The 15,420-nt window shown below is 48.2% G+C and carries 17 protein-coding genes; all 17 read left to right on the top strand.

Annotated features, from left to right (window positions below):
* The first annotated feature begins 41 nt into the window (after window positions 1–41).
* The 17 genes from D2962_RS15555 to D2962_RS15480 all read left to right on the top strand — a co-directional run bounded on the left by D2962_RS15555 (window position 42) and on the right by D2962_RS15480 (window position 15,410).
* Window positions 42–578 (top strand): chromate transporter, encoded by a 537-nt coding sequence (locus D2962_RS15555; protein ID WP_120767299.1) that lies wholly within the window; start codon window positions 42–44, stop codon window positions 576–578.
* Window positions 575–1,093, top strand: coding sequence for a chromate transporter (locus D2962_RS15550; protein WP_120767295.1), 519 nt, complete (start codon window positions 575–577; stop codon window positions 1,091–1,093). Before D2962_RS15555 ends, D2962_RS15550 begins: the two co-directional genes overlap by 4 nt.
* Window positions 1,094–1,151: 58 nt before the next feature.
* Window positions 1,152–1,880 carry a ZIP family metal transporter gene (locus tag D2962_RS15545; protein WP_120767294.1) on the top strand — a complete coding sequence of 243 codons (729 nt, stop codon included), beginning with the start codon at window positions 1,152–1,154 and terminating at the stop codon, window positions 1,878–1,880.
* Between the two features lie 15 nt (window positions 1,881–1,895).
* Window positions 1,896–2,939, top strand: coding sequence for an L-threonylcarbamoyladenylate synthase (locus D2962_RS15540; RefSeq protein WP_122015513.1), 1,044 nt, complete (start codon window positions 1,896–1,898; stop codon window positions 2,937–2,939).
* Between the two features lie 16 nt (window positions 2,940–2,955).
* Window positions 2,956–3,423 (top strand): low molecular weight protein arginine phosphatase, encoded by a 468-nt coding sequence (locus D2962_RS15535; protein ID WP_120767292.1) that lies wholly within the window; start codon window positions 2,956–2,958, stop codon window positions 3,421–3,423.
* Between the two features lie 88 nt (window positions 3,424–3,511).
* Window positions 3,512–3,958 (top strand): ribose 5-phosphate isomerase B, encoded by a 447-nt coding sequence (rpiB, locus tag D2962_RS15530; protein ID WP_122015512.1) that lies wholly within the window; start codon window positions 3,512–3,514, stop codon window positions 3,956–3,958.
* A gap of 93 nt (window positions 3,959–4,051) precedes the next feature.
* The gene (locus D2962_RS15525; protein WP_120767290.1) at window positions 4,052–5,290 is read left to right on the top strand and encodes a serine hydroxymethyltransferase; all 1,239 of its coding nucleotides are present in this window, start codon (window positions 4,052–4,054) and stop codon (window positions 5,288–5,290) included.
* Window positions 5,291–5,308: 18 nt separating this feature from the next.
* A complete protein-coding gene (upp, locus tag D2962_RS15520) occupies window positions 5,309–5,947 on the top strand; it encodes a uracil phosphoribosyltransferase (RefSeq protein WP_120767289.1) in 639 nt (212 codons plus the stop codon).
* A gap of 11 nt (window positions 5,948–5,958) precedes the next feature.
* Window positions 5,959–6,405 carry a deoxycytidylate deaminase gene (locus tag D2962_RS15515; protein WP_120767288.1) on the top strand — a complete coding sequence of 149 codons (447 nt, stop codon included), beginning with the start codon at window positions 5,959–5,961 and terminating at the stop codon, window positions 6,403–6,405.
* Between the two features lie 76 nt (window positions 6,406–6,481).
* Complete coding sequence (locus D2962_RS18230; protein ID WP_245984753.1) at window positions 6,482–7,519, top strand: glycosyltransferase family 4 protein; 1,038 nt, start codon at window positions 6,482–6,484, stop codon at window positions 7,517–7,519.
* 15 nt (window positions 7,520–7,534) lie between these two features.
* Window positions 7,535–8,689, top strand: a complete 1,155-nt coding sequence (gene wecB / locus D2962_RS18225; protein WP_222927587.1) for a non-hydrolyzing UDP-N-acetylglucosamine 2-epimerase — start codon at window positions 7,535–7,537, stop codon at window positions 8,687–8,689.
* A 220-nt stretch (window positions 8,690–8,909) separates the two neighbouring features.
* Window positions 8,910–9,746 (top strand): FAD binding domain-containing protein, encoded by an 837-nt coding sequence (locus tag D2962_RS15505; RefSeq protein ID WP_122015511.1) that lies wholly within the window; start codon window positions 8,910–8,912, stop codon window positions 9,744–9,746.
* A complete protein-coding gene (locus tag D2962_RS15500; RefSeq protein ID WP_122015510.1) occupies window positions 9,743–10,216 on the top strand; it encodes a (2Fe-2S)-binding protein in 474 nt (157 codons plus the stop codon). The genes D2962_RS15505 and D2962_RS15500 overlap by 4 nt, the downstream gene beginning before the upstream one ends.
* On the top strand, window positions 10,213–12,567 hold the full coding sequence (locus D2962_RS15495) for a xanthine dehydrogenase family protein molybdopterin-binding subunit (protein WP_122015509.1): 2,355 nt from the start codon (window positions 10,213–10,215) through the stop codon (window positions 12,565–12,567). The genes D2962_RS15500 and D2962_RS15495 overlap by 4 nt, the downstream gene beginning before the upstream one ends.
* 98 nt (window positions 12,568–12,665) lie before the next feature.
* The gene (locus D2962_RS15490) at window positions 12,666–13,913 is read left to right on the top strand and encodes a uracil-xanthine permease family protein (RefSeq protein ID WP_122015508.1); all 1,248 of its coding nucleotides are present in this window, start codon (window positions 12,666–12,668) and stop codon (window positions 13,911–13,913) included.
* A gap of 71 nt (window positions 13,914–13,984) precedes the next feature.
* Complete coding sequence (gene yqeC / locus D2962_RS15485) at window positions 13,985–14,815, top strand: selenium cofactor biosynthesis protein YqeC (protein ID WP_122015507.1); 831 nt, start codon at window positions 13,985–13,987, stop codon at window positions 14,813–14,815.
* Between the two features lie 10 nt (window positions 14,816–14,825).
* Entirely contained in the window at window positions 14,826–15,410 is a 585-nt protein-coding gene (locus tag D2962_RS15480; RefSeq protein WP_162991256.1) for a nucleotidyltransferase family protein, read from the top strand.
* Window positions 15,411–15,420: the final 10 nt, after the last annotated feature.

The raw sequence follows: 15,420 nt of genomic DNA, 5'->3' as shown, positions 1-15,420 counted from the left end.
AACAATTGAATCAAAAACTTTCGCCCAAAGAGCTCCTGCTTATGTTTTGGGCTTTTTTCAAAATAGGCGCCTTTACCCTGGGCGGCGGTTTTGCCATGATTCCATTAATGAAGACTGAGATGGTGGACCGACAGAAGTGGATCAAAGAAGAGGAATTTCTTGACATAATTGCCGTGACCCAATCGGCGCCGGGGGCTGTGGCCGTAAATTCCTCCATATACATAGGTTATAAGCTGTCCGGATTTTTGGGTTCGGTGATCGCTACTCTCGGTACCGTACTGCCATCCTTTCTTATAATTTTATTTGTCGCCCTCTTTTATTCCGACATGAAATCCAACACATATGTGAAAAAGGCTTTTTACGGCATATATCCTGCCATAGTGGTGCTGATCCTTGCAGCGGCCGTAAATCTTTGGAAGGCCGCATTCAAAGATAAAACCGGTATAGCCATAGCGGTGCTGTCGTTGGCGGCTTTGATTGTATTTGATGTACACCCCATACTGGTGATTTTATTGTCGGGTCTGGTCGGAATGTTTTTAAAAAAGGATACTGCAAAACAAGGAGGGGGCCAGAAATGATATATTTTGCACTTTTCTGGGCATTTTTTAAAGTGGGAGCCTTCAGTTTTGGCGGAGGCTATGCCATGATTCCCCTCATAGAAAAGGAAATCATAGATATACACCACTGGCTCCCCATGCAGGAGTTTCTGGATGTCATTGCCATTTCCCAGATGACGCCGGGCCCCATAGCCATAAACTCAGCCACCTTTGTTGGCTACAAGGTGGCAGGCTTCTGGGGATCGGCAATGGCCACCCTGGGTGTCACCGCACCATCTTTTTTGATTATCCTGATACTGGCGCTTCTTATTTTAAGATATCGGCACCTTCCCATGCTGGACGCCTTTTTCAAAGGGGTAAGGCCTGCAGTCATAGCCCTCATTGTCCAGGCGGCCTATTCAGTAGGCAGAAATTCTTTTTCCGGTGTAAAGGATTTTATTGTGGCTACAGCAGTGTTCGTGGGGCTATATTTACTTAAAATAAACCCGCTCATCATCATAGCCCTTTCAGCGGTTATTGGCATATTGATATATTAATCGCCGTAATCATAATTGCTGTGACAGCGCATATGATTTACCTGTAGAGGTGAATCGTATGGCCATATTGACCACAACTTTGATCGGCCTTGCAGCCGGCGTGGTGGGTACCGGCGCCGGAGGTTTATATGTGTTTTTCATAAAGGATGTCATGATGCGCAGGATGAGCGACATCCTGGGTTTTTCGGGGGGCATTATGCTGGTGGCGGTGTTTCTTGAACTGGTGCCGGAAGCCCTCATGATTTCAGGTTTGATTTACACTATGATAGGCATAATAATAGGGATAATATTTTTAATGGTTTCCGAATGGTTAATAGAATCCATAAGGCCTCATCATGACAGTATAGAAACATATTTTGCCAGAGCCGGCCTGGTGCTGTTTTTGGCCATAACCTGCCATAACTTCCCTGAAGGCCTGGCCATAGGCAGCGGTTATGCTGCCTCCAACGGCCTGGGCATTTTTCTGGCTATAGCCCTGGCCATTCACAACATCCCGGAAGGTCTGGCGGTGGCTGCCGCTTTCAGGCTGTCAGGGAAGACATCCATGAGGGCATTTATTTATGCATCGCTGGCGGGGATACCCATGGGGCTAGGAGCCCTGGCAGGGCAGGCTCTGGGAGAAGTGTCCCCGGTTTTGATTACTGTATCCCTGGGGTTTGCCGCAGGGGCCATGATATACACCACATGTGAGGAAATTCTGCCCGATGTTTTTCTGGTTGAACAGGCATCTCCCCGGGGATTTATACTTGGATTAATTGTGGGAACTGTATTTTTTAATCTGATTTAAAGAAGGTAACATAATATGCTGAAAACCAGGCTGGTAGCGGTGGATAAAGATTATCCGCAGCAGCAATTGATAAACGCCGCTGCGGAAATAATAAGAGCAGGGGGACTGGTGGCCTTCCCCACGGAAACGGTATACGGCCTTGGAGGCAATGCCCTGGATGAAGATGCGGCGGCTAAAATCTATGCCGCCAAAGGCAGGCCCCAGGACAATCCGCTTATAGTGCACATACAGCACATCAAAGAACTGGAAGGCATCGTAGAGGATGTGCCTCCCGGAGCAGACGAATTGATGAAAACCTTCTGGCCCGGACCTCTAACCATTTTGTTCAGGAAAAAACCCGTAATTCCATCTGGCACCACAGCAGGCCTTGACACAGTGGCCATAAGGATGCCGGACCACAGGATAGCTCTTGAGCTCATAAAAGCCGCCGGGGTTCCCATAGCGGCCCCCAGCGCCAATATCTCCGGCAAGCCCAGTCCCACATGCGCCCAGGATGTGTTGGAGGATTTGAATGGTAAAATTGACATGATCCTTGATGGTGGGACATGCCCGGTAGGGGTGGAATCCACGGTGCTGGACCTATCCGGACCGGTGCCTTTGATACTCAGGCCCGGAGGGTTACCGAAGGAAGAACTGGAGAAAATCCTGGGGCATGTAGAGATTGACCCCGGGCTTTCGCCGGGGCAAAGGCCGCGCTCGCCGGGACAGAAATACAGGCATTACGCTCCGAAAGCCCATATGACTCTGGTAGAAGGACCTGTAAAGCTTCAGATTGCTAAAATTATAGACCTTGCCGGGAGTCTGGAATCATCGGGCAAAAGAGTGGGCATAATGGCCACTGCCCAGACCCGGCAGGAATATCCGCTGGGAATTGTCCTTTCGGTGGGTGACAGGGACGCGCCCCTTACCATTTCTTCCAATCTCTTCTCCATCCTCAGGAAATTCGACCGTCTGGGAGTGGATGAAATTCTGGCGGAGGGTATATCCCGAGAAGGCCTCGGGCTTGCGGTGATGAACAGGCTCTATAAAGCCGCGGGGTACAATATAATAAAAGTATAACTGGAGGTGGTCCGGGTTGAAAAGAGTTGTTTTCGTGTGTACCGGCAATACGTGCAGGAGCAGCATGGCGGAAGCGCTGTTTAAAAAAATACTGAAGGAGCGGGGCAGGGAAAGGGATATAATGGTGGAGTCCTGCGGTATAGCGGCGGTAGAGGGGATGCCCGCATCACCCAATGCCGTGAAAGTTATGAAGGAAGAAGGAATCGATATCTCATCCCATAGGGCAAGGCTTCTGTCAGAAGAGATTTTAAAGGCGGACCTGATTTTAACCATGACCAAAAACCACAAAGATTATATTTTGAACAAATTCCCAGAGACCAAAGGGAGGGTATTTGTGCTGGAGGAATTTGCTTCCGGTCAGCGGGGAGATGAAAATGTGGACATCTCCGACCCCTATGGCGGCGACGAACAGACATACCGCAGGGTGGCTGATGAAATTAAAGAAAAATTGAAAAATGTTTTGGCGAGACTTGAAAAAAGCTAGACAAGTACGGTCATTTTTTTATATAATGAATTGACAGACCGAGTAAATATTTTATGTTGAGTAAAAAAAGGTTACGGGGTGAGCAAACTTGAAAATAGCCATTGCCAGCGACCACGGAGGTTTTGAATTAAAAAAGGAGATAATAAGGTTCCTGGAACAGAAAGATATACAGTATAAGGACTTTGGAACTTTTTCCACGGATTCGGTGGATTATCCCGATGTGGCTATTCCATGTGCTGAAGCCGTGGCCCGCGGGGAATTTACCCGCGGCATAATTATCTGCGGTACGGGGATAGGTGTATGTATCGCAGCCAATAAGGTAAAGGGTATAAGGGCGGCTCTATGCCATGATACTTTTTCAGCCAGGATGTCCCGCATGCACAATGATGCCAATGTACTTACAATGGGAGGAAGGGTCATCGGCCCCGGCCTCGCCACAGCCATCGTTGAAGAATGGCTTAAAGGCGATTTTGAAGGCGGTCGTCATAAACGCAGAATCGACAAGATATCCCATTATGAGAATAATGAGCAATAATTATTTATATTGCCAGTTGAATGAGTAAGCAGGTACCTGATCAAAATCTGTTAATGGTTGTGATAATTATTTTTAATGAAAGGTGTGTTTATGATGGAAATTTTAAAACTGGTAGATCCCGAAATTGCCGATATAATTGAGAAGGAGACCCAGCGGCAGCAGAACAAGCTGGAGATGATAGCCTCTGAAAATTTCACCAGCAAGGCTGTGATGGAAGCCCAGGGGTCCGTTCTCACCAACAAATATGCCGAGGGGTATCCCGGTAGGCGTTACTATGGCGGCTGCGAGTTTGTGGATATGGCTGAAAACCTGGCCATTGGGCGGGCAAAGAAGCTGTTTGCGGCGGAATACGTGAATGTTCAGCCCCATTCCGGTTCCCAGGCCAACATGGGGGTGTATTTTGCTGCACTTAATCCCGGTGATAAGGTTCTTGGCATGAATCTCGCCCACGGTGGCCATCTTACCCACGGTAGCCCGGTGAATATCTCGGGAAAATATTTTCAATTTATCCCCTACGGAGTATCCAGGGAAACGGGATACATAGATTATGATGAAGTGGAGGCCCTTGCCGAAGAGCATAAGCCCAGGATGATTGTTGCTGGAGCCAGTGCGTACCCGAGGATAATCGATTTTGTAAGGCTTTCCGGTATTGCTAAAAAGGTTGGGGCTTATTTCATGGTGGATATGGCCCACATAGCCGGTCTGGTGGCGGCAGGCATTCACCCCAGCCCGGTGCCGGTGGCGGACTTTGTGACCACCACCACCCACAAGACCCTGAGAGGCCCCAGGGGAGGTATGATATTATGCAAGGAGGAATATGCCAAAATCATCGATAAGGCCATTTTCCCCGGAACCCAGGGTGGACCGCTGATGCATGTTATTGCGGCAAAGGCTGTGTGCTTGAAAGAAGCTCTAACGCAGGAATTTAAAGAATATCAGAATCAGGTGGTCAAGAACGCCGCAACTCTGGCAAAAGCTCTACTGGATAGAGGATACAACCTTGTATCCGGAGGAACCGACAACCATCTTATACTGGTAGACTTGAGGAACAAAAATCTCACAGGCAAGGTAGCGGAAAAGATGCTGGATGATGTGGGAATTACCGTAAACAAGAATGCCATTCCCTTTGATCCGGAAAAACCAAATATTACCAGCGGCATTCGCATAGGCACACCTGCCTTGACTTCCAGAGGAATGAAAGAGCAGGAAATGGAAAAAATAGCTGAACTCATAGACGAAGCCCTCAGCCACGGAGGTGACGAACTCCACAGGGCAAAGGTGTCAAAAGCCGTGAAATCGCTGTGCGATGCCTTTCCGCTTTATTCAAAATAAAGGATGGGAGCGTTGATTATGGATTATGGGAAAAATGTTTTTGTTTTTGACCATCCTCTGATTCAGCATAAGCTTGCCCTTATCCGGGATGAAAACACCGGAGCTAAAGAATTCAGGGAACTGGTGGAAGAAGTGGCAATGCTCATGGCCTATGAAGTTACCCGGAACCTCCCCCTGGAGGAAGTGCAGATAAAAACTCCCATAGGGCCGGCCAAGGCCAGAATGATATCGGGCAAGAAGCTGGGAATTATACCCATACTCAGGGCGGGCCTGGGTATGGTGAACGGCATGTTGAAATTAATCCCTGCCGCCAAAGTCGGCCACATAGGCCTTTACAGGGACCCGGACACCCTGACCCCGGTAGAATATTACTGCAAGCTGCCTGCCGATGTAAACGAGCGCGAGCTCATTATACTGGACCCAATGCTGGCCACCGGAGGTTCAGCCACTATGGCTGTGGACTTCCTGAAGGAAAAAGGTGTCACCAGCATAAAGCTCATGTGCCTCATAGCGGCGCCCGAGGGAATTGCTGCGGTGCATAAAAAACATCCGGATGTGGAGATATATACCGCTGCCGTGGATGAAAAACTTAACTCCCACGGATACATAGTCCCCGGCCTTGGAGATGCCGGCGACAGGCTTTTCGGGACCAAGTAGGGACATATATCATGAGACCTTCCTGGGACAGTTATTTCATGGAAATAGCCCATGTGGTGGCAAAACGTTCCACCTGCCTTAGAAGGCAGGTGGGGGCCGTCATTGTTAAGGATAAGAGAATAATGACTACCGGGTACAACGGAGCTCCCACCGGTATCGCTCACTGTGAGGAAGTGGGGTGCCTTCGGGATGAATTGAATATACCTTCGGGGCAGCGCCATGAACTCTGCAGGGGCATCCATGCAGAGCAGAACGCTATAATTCAGGCTGCCATCTGGGGTGTCGGCATCAAAGGGGCTACCCTTTACTGTACCACACAGCCCTGTGCGCTCTGTGCGAAAATGCTTATAAACGCAGGAATAACAAGAATAGTGTATGAGGGAAATTATCCCGATACACTCGCAATGAGGCTGCTGGAGGAGGCAGGAGTTGAGGTAATTCCATTTTCCGTTGATTGACAACAGGAAAAAAATAAAATAAAATTATATGGAAGTTAAAAAAGGTGAGCTTATACCGAAAAAAGGAGCGATTACATTGCCTCTATACATATATGCGTTTTTGACGGCTATGGTCATAGCATATGTGGCCACACCCGGAATTATCAAACTGGCATGGAAAATAGGCGCCATTGACGTGCCCAGGGATAGCAGGAGGGTACACAAAAAGCCCATTCCGAGGCTGGGCGGCCTTGCCATATTTATCGCTTTTGCAGCAGTCGGTCTTGTAACTCTGCCCCTGAACTTTTCTTCGATAAAGGGAATGCTTCTGGGCGGAGCTTTCATAGTAATTATAGGAATCCTGGATGACATTTACAGCCTGCCTCCAAAAGTAAAGCTCTTAGGGCAGGTGGCTGCGGCGGGTATTCTTTTGCTTTTTGGTCTCAAGGTGGAATGGGTAACAAACCCCCTGGGGGGCATGTTTTATCTCGGCAAATGGAGTATACCCATAACTCTTTTCTGGGTGGTGGGCATAACCAACACCCTGAACTTCATCGACGGGCTGGACGGCCTGGCGGCAGGAATAGCCGCCATAGCGTCCATCACTATGATGCTGGTCAACCTCAGCCTCCACCAGATTAACGCGGTGCTGGTAACAGCCCTGCTGGCAGGAGCTGCGGTGGGATTTTTGCCGCACAATTTCAACCCTGCCAGGATTTTCATGGGAGATACCGGAGCCATGTTTCTGGGATTTATACTTTCTGCGGTAGCCATTGACGGAGCTGTGAAAAGTGCAACGGCCATAGCGCTGATAGTTCCGATCCTGGCCCTGGGGCTGCCCATATTTGATACCGCTTTTGCCATACTGCGCCGTTTTATGAACGGAAAGCCCATCATGCAGGCCGACAAGGGACACCTGCACCACAGGCTTATGGCTATTGGACTTTCCCAGAAGCAGGCGGTCTTATTCATGTATTTTGTCAGCCTTTCACTGGGAATATGCTCCATAATACTGGCAAAGATAGGAATGAAGGAAGCTGTGATAGCCCTCTGTGTAGTGCTTTTTACATTGATGTTTTCCATAAGACAGCTCAATATTTCCCATGAAGCCAAAAAATCCACACACAGCATGTAAAGGGGAATCCTGAAATTGAGAAAGTTAAAGGTATTGACCATTTTCGGTACAAGACCGGAAGCTATAAAGATGGCACCGCTGGTACAGGAATTAAAAAGGAATGAATTTTTCCATTGTGAAGTGGCAGTCACGGCTCAACACCGGCAGATGCTTGACCAGGTGTTGAGCCTTTTTGATGTGGTGCCGGATTATGACCTCGACATCATGACAGACAGGCAGACATTGTTTGACATCACTGCAAGGGCACTGACCGGATTAAAAGATGTCCTGGAAAAATCCCGTCCTGATGTGGTGCTGGTCCATGGCGACACCACCACCACATTTATAGGAGCTCTGGCGGCATTTTACATGCACATAAAGGTGGGCCATGTAGAGGCGGGTCTCAGGACTTTTAACAAATGGCTGCCCTTCCCCGAGGAGATGAATAGAAAATTGACCGGTTCCCTGGCGGACCTGCATTTTTCGCCTACCGATACTTCCAGGGAGAATCTGCTGAGGGAAGGAGTAAACCCTGACAGTATCTTTGTAACGGGCAACACCGTCATCGATGCACTGAAAACCACAGTGAAAAAGGACTTTATATTTTCAACGGATATTCTCAACCGTATAGATTATAAAAAGAAAAAGGTGGTGCTGGTAACCGCCCACAGAAGGGAAAACCTTGGCGAACCCCTGAAAGACATATGCCGCGGCCTGCTGGACATGGTGGAAAAAAATCCTGAAGTTGTAATAGTTTATCCCGTACATTTAAATCCCGCTGTCAGGGATGTGGCTTACAGCATTCTGGGCGGTCATGACCGCATAATCCTGCTGCCCCCGCTGGACACGGATGAGATGCACAATATTATGGCCAGATGCTACATGGTGATGACCGATTCGGGGGGGCTCCAGGAAGAAGCGCCATCTCTGGGGAAGCCGGTACTGGTTTTGAGAAATGAAACCGAAAGGCCCGAGGCTGTGAGGGCCGGCACCGTGAAAGTTGTCGGCACGGACCGGCACAGGATTTGCGAGGAAGCCACAAAACTGATAACCAATAAAGATGAATATGACAGAATGGCCAATGCGGTAAATCCCTACGGTGACGGTTTTGCGTCAAAGAGGATAGCCCAGAGCCTGATGTATTTTTTTGGTATGACGCTGCAAAAACCCGAGGAATTTGTTTCAATATAGCAGAAGATCTGCTATATTTTTTTATTGATATTTAGAAAAGTGTACCATTACTTTTTGTTAAATAATTACAAAGGGAATGTAAATTTTGACGGCGAAATTCATAATAAATTTTAATATGAGAAAGTTTGATATATTGTCAAAAGGTTAAATGGAGTCAATTTTAGGTTATTGTCAGGATTAATATTCGATGGAGTAAAAAAATTGAAATATTGGAGGTGATATGATGTTAAGAAAGTTTATTTATCACAGGCCCGGAAGCATTGATGAAGCGGTGAAGATGCTGGGGCAGCCGAATGCCAGGGTTTTGGCGGGCGGTACCGATATTATTGTATCTATTAGAAACGGCTCGATGTCCCCTTCACACCTTGTGGACATAAAAGGCATAAAGGAGCTAAAAAATTTACAAATATCCGACAGAGAACTTTTTATTGGGGCTGCCGTTACTATAAACGAACTTATAGAATCCAGGGAAGTCAGGGAAAAGATGCCTCTTCTAGCAGAAGCCGGAGCCACACTGGCATCGCATCAGGTAAGAAACAGGGCTACGGTGGTTGGAAACCTCTGCAATGCATCACCGGCGGCGGACATGGCGCCGGCGCTGTTGGTGCTCAATGCCGCAGTGGATGCGCGTGGGAAAAATGGAAGCAGGGAGATTGCGCTGAAAGATTTTTTTACCGGTGTGAAAAGGAACTGTCTTTTACCCGATGAGATTGTAACGAGGATAAGATTGCCTCTGGCGAAAGGCAGGGGCAGGTATTTGAAAAAGTCCCGCTCAAGAGGACATGACCTTTCGGCCGTGGGAGTTGCGGGATTTTATGATGGTACCACGGTCCGGCTGGCAGTAGGCGCATGTGCGCCCACCCCTGTTTGCTGTGAATTTGACGCGGCAGGGATGAAATATGATGAAATACTGGAAACAGCACGGGAGCAGGTAAAAGCAATAATCAATCCAATAGACGATATACGGGCCGGAAAGGAATACAGGGCTGCCATTGTAGATATTTACCTGGAAAGGATCCTCGGGGATATTTTACAGCAGGAAGGTGATATCACATGAAAAGGGATATAACACTTTCCGTAAATGGAGAAAGTTACAGCGTCAACGTTGAAGAAAACAGGACCCTTCTGTCGGTTCTGCGGGAAGAACTGGCCCTGACAGGGACAAAGGAAGGCTGCGGAGCGGGAGAATGCGGCGCCTGTACCGTTTTATTTGATGGAAAGGCTGTAAATTCCTGCCTGGTGCTGGCTGTGGAAGCTGATGGGCACGAGATAACCACCATTGAAGGGCTTGCAAAAGACGGTAAACTACACCCTGTTCAGGAGGCTTTTATAAAGCATCAGGGAGTGCAGTGCGGCTTCTGCACTCCGGGCATGATCATGTCAGCCAAGGCCCTTCTTGACAGAAATCCAAACCCCACAGAAGAAGAAATAAAGGAAGCCATAGCCGGCAATCTATGCCGGTGCACCGGCTATTATCCCATTATTGAGGCCATAAAAGAAGTGGCCCAAAGGGGGGAGCATAGATGAATGAATCATATATCGGTAAAAGTATACCCAGGATCGAGAGCGTCGATAAAGTAACCGGCAGCGCCAGATACGTGCATGACATGAAACTGCCGGGGATGCTCTATGCCAGGATTCTTACAAGTCCCCACGCCCACGCTAAGATTTGCTCCATAGATACCTCCCGGGCTGAAAAACTTCCGGGAGTCAAGGCGGTTCTTACAGGCCCGGAACTTCCATATAAACTGGGGCTTTATCTGGTGGATAAAGATATTCTTGCAAAGGACAAGGTAAGATACCAGGGCGAAGCTGTGGCGGCTGTAGCGGCGGTGAGCGAAGAAATCGCCGAAGAAGCCGTGAGGCTCATTAAAGTGGAATATGAACCCCTGCCCGCGGTGTTTGACCCTGTGGAGGCGTTAAAAGAGGATGCTCCTCTGGTCCATGAAGAACTGGGAAGTTACAGTTTCATGAAAGGAGTATTCAATCCCAGACCCAATACCAACATAGCCAATCATTTTAAGCTCCGGAAGGGTGATGTAGAAAAAGGATTTCAAGAATCTTACAGAATCTTTGAAAATGAATTCCGTATGCCCCAGGTGCAGCACGTGCCTATGGAAACCCATGCAGTAATCGCCGAATGGCTGCCCAGCGGCAGGATTAATATATATACGTCGGCTCAGTCACCTTTTACCGTCAGAAACCTCATGAGTGTGGCTTTCAATATTCCCCATTCCAGAATTCATGTAGTGATTCCGTATGTAGGTGGAGGATTTGGCGGCAAGGCGGGAATTCATCTGGAACCTCTGGCTGCCACTCTTTCCAGAAAAGCCGGCGGCAGGCCGGTGAAACTGGTAGCCACCAGGGAGGAAGAATTCAATACCATACCGGTGCGCCAGGGAATCATTGCCAGGATAAAAACCGGGGTGTCAGCGGAAGGAAGAATTCTGGCAGAAGACATAACATATTACTGGGATGCCGGAGCCTATGCTGACTACGGTGTAAACATCGGAAGGGCTTCGGGATATTCCGGCGCGGGCCCTTATGATATAGACAATGTCAGGATAGATTCCTACACCATATATACGAACCATCCTTATGGTACGGCATACCGGGGATTTGGCCATGTAGAATTTTTCTGGGCTATAGAAAGGCAGATGGATATTATAGCCCATGAAATGGGCATTGACCCCTATGAACTGCGGATGAAAAACCTGCTGAAGCCCGGTTCCATCACCATCACCGGGGAAAAGATAAGAGAAAATACCGGGCGTGTCGACAAATGCCTGGAGATGGTGGCAAAGGAGATTGGTTGGAAAGGCAGTAAAACCGAAGAAGAGCGTAAAAAGGAATTTGTCACCGGCAGAGTGAAAGGCAAAGGGATAGCCGTGCTTCACAAGGCCCCGGCCATGCCTACATTTACATCATCATCGGCCATTATCAAATTCAACGAAGATGGTTCTGTGGATGTGCTTACATCGGGGACGGATTACGGCCAGGGGACATACACGGCCCTTGCCCAGATTGCGGCTGAAGTCTTAAAAATGCCCCTGGAAAAAGTCCACGTGGTATGGGAAAACGACACCGACACCGGGCCCTATGACTGGCAGACCGTGGCCAGCAGATATACTTTTATGGGGGGCAATGCTGTCATAAAAGCCGCCAGGGATTTGATAGAACAGATGAAAAAGGTGGCCTCGGCGGTGCTCAGAGCCCCGGAAGATGAACTGGAAATAGACAATGAGAAGGTGTATATCAAGCATAATCCCGATGAGTACGTGACCTATCAGCAGTTGGCCATGGGCTATGTGTATCCAAACGGCAATGCCATAGGAGGACCGCTCATAGGGAGGGGAAGCTATATTGCTCAGGGTCTTACCAATCTTGACCCGGAAACCGGCCAGGGGCTACCTGCCATAGACTGGACCTATGGTGCCCATGGAATAGAAATCGAAGTGGATGTCAGGACCGGTGAAATCCATGTCAAAAAGGTGGTTTCCGCCTTTGACGTGGGCCGAGTGATAAACAGGATTTTGTGCGAAGGCCAGATTACCGGTGGAGTGGTCCAGGGCCTCGGAACCGCCCTGCTGGAAGGCTATGTCTACAATAAAGATGGAAAATTATTGAACAATTCCTTTACCGATTACAAGATACCCACAGCCAAAGATATTCCGGAAACACTGATACCTCTTTTCGTAGAAACCCCCCAGCTGGATGGACCCTTCGGAGCCCGGGGTGTGGCCGAACATCCCATGATATCAGTGCCGTCGGCATTAGGTAATGCCCTGTATGATGCTCTGGGCATTGACATTAAAGAACTGCCCATCACTTCCGAACAGGTATGGAAAAAAATAAAAAATAAGGTTACAAAAACTTGATTTTCCTGGGATTTTTGGTTAAGCTAATTAGAGACAAAAATTAGACAAAGGGGGTAATCAGTATTAGTTTTTCAAAAAAAATGAAAGGGGGAAATTCTATGGCAAGCAGCCAACCGGCTGTCAAAACTCAGGTAAGTGGTCCCATAAGGCCGGGGGATTATTTGCCCTTTGGTCAGCTTTTCATTCTTGGAGTCCAGCATACCTTTACCATGTTTGGTGCGACGGTTCTTGTTCCTTTGTTGACAGGTCTTAGTGTTAGTGTGGCGTTGTTCACTGCAGGCATAGGGACCTGGTGGTTTCATCTGGTTACTAAAAGAAAAGTTCCAATATTCCTGGGTTCATCCTTTGCTTTTATAGCCCCTGTGGCACTGGTGGTAAAAGAGATGGGGATTCCAGCCGCCCAGGGAGGAATCATCGTAGCGGGCTTGCTTTACTGTGTAATGGCTGCGCTGGTCTATTTTCTCGGGCCGAAATTCATGGAATCCCTGCTGCCGCCCGTCATAACCGGTCCCATCATAATGGTTATAGGTTTGAATCTGGCGCCTGTAGCCATAGGTAGCGCCAGCAAAAACTGGTTGATTGCCCTTATAGTGCTGGCGGTAGTAGCTTATGTAAATCTTTATATAAAGGGATTCCTGCGGCTGCTTCCCGTCATCAGCGGTATTGTAGTAGGATATGTCATATCTCTTATTGCAGGTATAGTAAACTTCCAGCCCATCGTGGAAGCCAAATGGTTTGCCATGCCTGATTTTACATGGCCGGTATTCAATGCTGCTGCCATTGGACTTATTGCACCGGTAGCCATTGCCACCATGGTGGAACATGTAGGTGATGTGCTGGCGGTAGGTGCCACGGTGGAACAGGACTTCGTAAAAGACCCCGGCCTTCACAGGACATTGATAGGTGATGGCATCGGCACCTCACTGGCCGGTATTTTCGGCGGTCCTGCTAACACTACCTATTCCGAAAATACCGGAGTTCTTGCCCTGACCCGGGTGTGGAAACCTGAAGTTATGCGAATAGCAGCCTGCATGGCCATATTCCTTTCCTTCATTCAAAAATTGGGGGCAGCAATCCGGACCATTCCGGAACCGGTCATTGGTGGTATATCTATAGTACTCTTCGGTATGATTGCCAGCATCGGTGTCAGAACCGTGGTGGAAAACAAGGTGGATTTCAAACAGCCCAGAAATCTATTAATTTCCAGTGTCATTCTGGTCATAGGCATAGGTGGAGCCATCATTAAGATCTGGGGTGGTATTCAGTTTGGAGGTATGGGCCTTGCTGCCATTCTGGGCATAATTTTAAACCAGATTCTGCCGAGAGAAGAGGCGGAGACGAAATAGTATGATCCAGGGTTAGACTTCGGGAACCGGGTGGTTCCCTTTTTTATTGAATTCCAGGGAGAGTGTAAGCCATGGATATTGTAGAGGCCTGTGAATTAAAGGACAGGGAAATGATAGCAGTGGTAGGGGCGGGCGGAAAGACAGCTCTGATTTTCCGTCTGGCAAGAGAATTGAGCAGGGCCGGCAATAAAGTTCTTATATCCACCACTACCAGGATGTTCAAACCACTGTCGGAACAGGGAGGTCCCCTGATTCTCGACAATAATCCGTTTTCTGCGAAAGAAAAAATATGTAAAGCTTTCGGACAGACAAATATGGTCACCCTGGCGGAGCAGTTAATAGAAGGCGACAAAATAAAGGGCGTTTTGTCGGAGGTGCTGGATGAACTTTTTGAAGAGGGGGCTTGCAGCTACATCCTTGTGGAAGCCGATGGTTCCAGAAGAAAGCCCATTAAGGCTCCGGGACCTCACGAGCCAGTGGTGCCGCAAAAAGCCACGCAGGTGTTTGGGGTTATCGGAATGGATGCGATAGGAAGAACCCTGGATGAGAAAACCGTTCACAGGCCAGAACTGCTATCGGAGATCACCGGCACATCCATGGGTTCCATGATAGATTGTGAAATCATTGCAAGGTTAATATTGAGTCCCCGGGGACTTTTTAAAAATGCCGGACTATTCTCTAAAAAGATCCTGGTGCTAAACAAGGCCGAAGATTTTATATTGCTTGATAAAGCCAGACAGATTGCATCAAAAGTGCGGACAAAGCTTGCTGAAGCCCTTCGGGGAGATGCCGGGAAATGTTGTGAAAAAGAAGGAGATTCAAGCCAGAAATCGAAATTATTTATCGGTAAAATTCTCATCACATCCCTTTTGGAGGAAGATCCTATTATTGAAATCTGGTAGGAGGAACAATATGGTGGTATATGGCATAATACTTGCTGCCGGGGAGGGCCGAAGGGCAGGAGGGAACAAACTTTCCAGGATGATAGATGGCAAACCCATGCTGTACCGGGTGCTTGATGCAACCTGCTGCTCCACTTTGGCCGGAGTAATAATGGTAACAGGCCATGAGAGGGCTTTTGGAGAACAGGCTGCGGCAAAATACGGCATACCGGCGGTGTTCAATTCCGGTTACTCCGAAGGGATGAGCTCCTCCCTCAAACTGGGGATAAAAAGCCTCCCGGAGGAGGCAGAGGCTTTTGCCATACTTCTTGGAGATATGCCTTACATAAAAAGCGGCATCATCGACAGCCTTATAGATTTTTACCATAAATGCGGCTTTGGAATTGTGGTTCCTGTCTATAAAGGCCGCAGGGGACATCCGCCCATAATTTCTGTTAAATACAAAGGAGAGATTCTTGAGGTCTCCGGAGATATGGGTGCCAGGCAGGTGATAAACAACCATCCGGAGGACACTTCATACCTTGAGATAGATGATTCAGGGATAATTGAGGATGTGGATTATCTATGCCAGTTCAAGCCTTATGAATATAAATGAAATATTATTC

Source organism: Biomaibacter acetigenes, from assembly GCF_003691585.1.
In the GTDB taxonomy this organism is placed as follows: Bacteria; Bacillota; Thermosediminibacteria; order Thermosediminibacterales; family Tepidanaerobacteraceae; genus Biomaibacter; species Biomaibacter acetigenes.
This window is presented reverse-complemented; position numbering and strand designations above follow the sequence as displayed.

Coding starts and splice junctions, on each gene's coding strand:
- D2962_RS15555 (WP_120767299.1), top strand. CDS start 42: ATGTTTTGGGCTTTTTTCAAAATAGGCGCCTTTACCCTGGGCGGCGGT.
- D2962_RS15550 (WP_120767295.1), top strand. CDS start 575: ATGATATATTTTGCACTTTTCTGGGCATTTTTTAAAGTGGGAGCCTTC.
- D2962_RS15545 (WP_120767294.1), top strand. CDS start 1,152: ATGGCCATATTGACCACAACTTTGATCGGCCTTGCAGCCGGCGTGGTG.
- D2962_RS15540 (WP_122015513.1), top strand. CDS start 1,896: ATGCTGAAAACCAGGCTGGTAGCGGTGGATAAAGATTATCCGCAGCAG.
- D2962_RS15525 (WP_120767290.1), top strand. CDS start 4,052: ATGGAAATTTTAAAACTGGTAGATCCCGAAATTGCCGATATAATTGAG.
- upp (WP_120767289.1), top strand. CDS start 5,309: ATGGATTATGGGAAAAATGTTTTTGTTTTTGACCATCCTCTGATTCAG.
- D2962_RS15515 (WP_120767288.1), top strand. CDS start 5,959: ATGAGACCTTCCTGGGACAGTTATTTCATGGAAATAGCCCATGTGGTG.
- D2962_RS15505 (WP_122015511.1), top strand. CDS start 8,910: ATGATGTTAAGAAAGTTTATTTATCACAGGCCCGGAAGCATTGATGAA.
- D2962_RS15500 (WP_122015510.1), top strand. CDS start 9,743: ATGAAAAGGGATATAACACTTTCCGTAAATGGAGAAAGTTACAGCGTC.
- D2962_RS15495 (WP_122015509.1), top strand. CDS start 10,213: ATGAATGAATCATATATCGGTAAAAGTATACCCAGGATCGAGAGCGTC.
- D2962_RS15490 (WP_122015508.1), top strand. CDS start 12,666: ATGGCAAGCAGCCAACCGGCTGTCAAAACTCAGGTAAGTGGTCCCATA.
- yqeC (WP_122015507.1), top strand. CDS start 13,985: ATGGATATTGTAGAGGCCTGTGAATTAAAGGACAGGGAAATGATAGCA.
- D2962_RS15480 (WP_162991256.1), top strand. CDS start 14,826: ATGGTGGTATATGGCATAATACTTGCTGCCGGGGAGGGCCGAAGGGCA.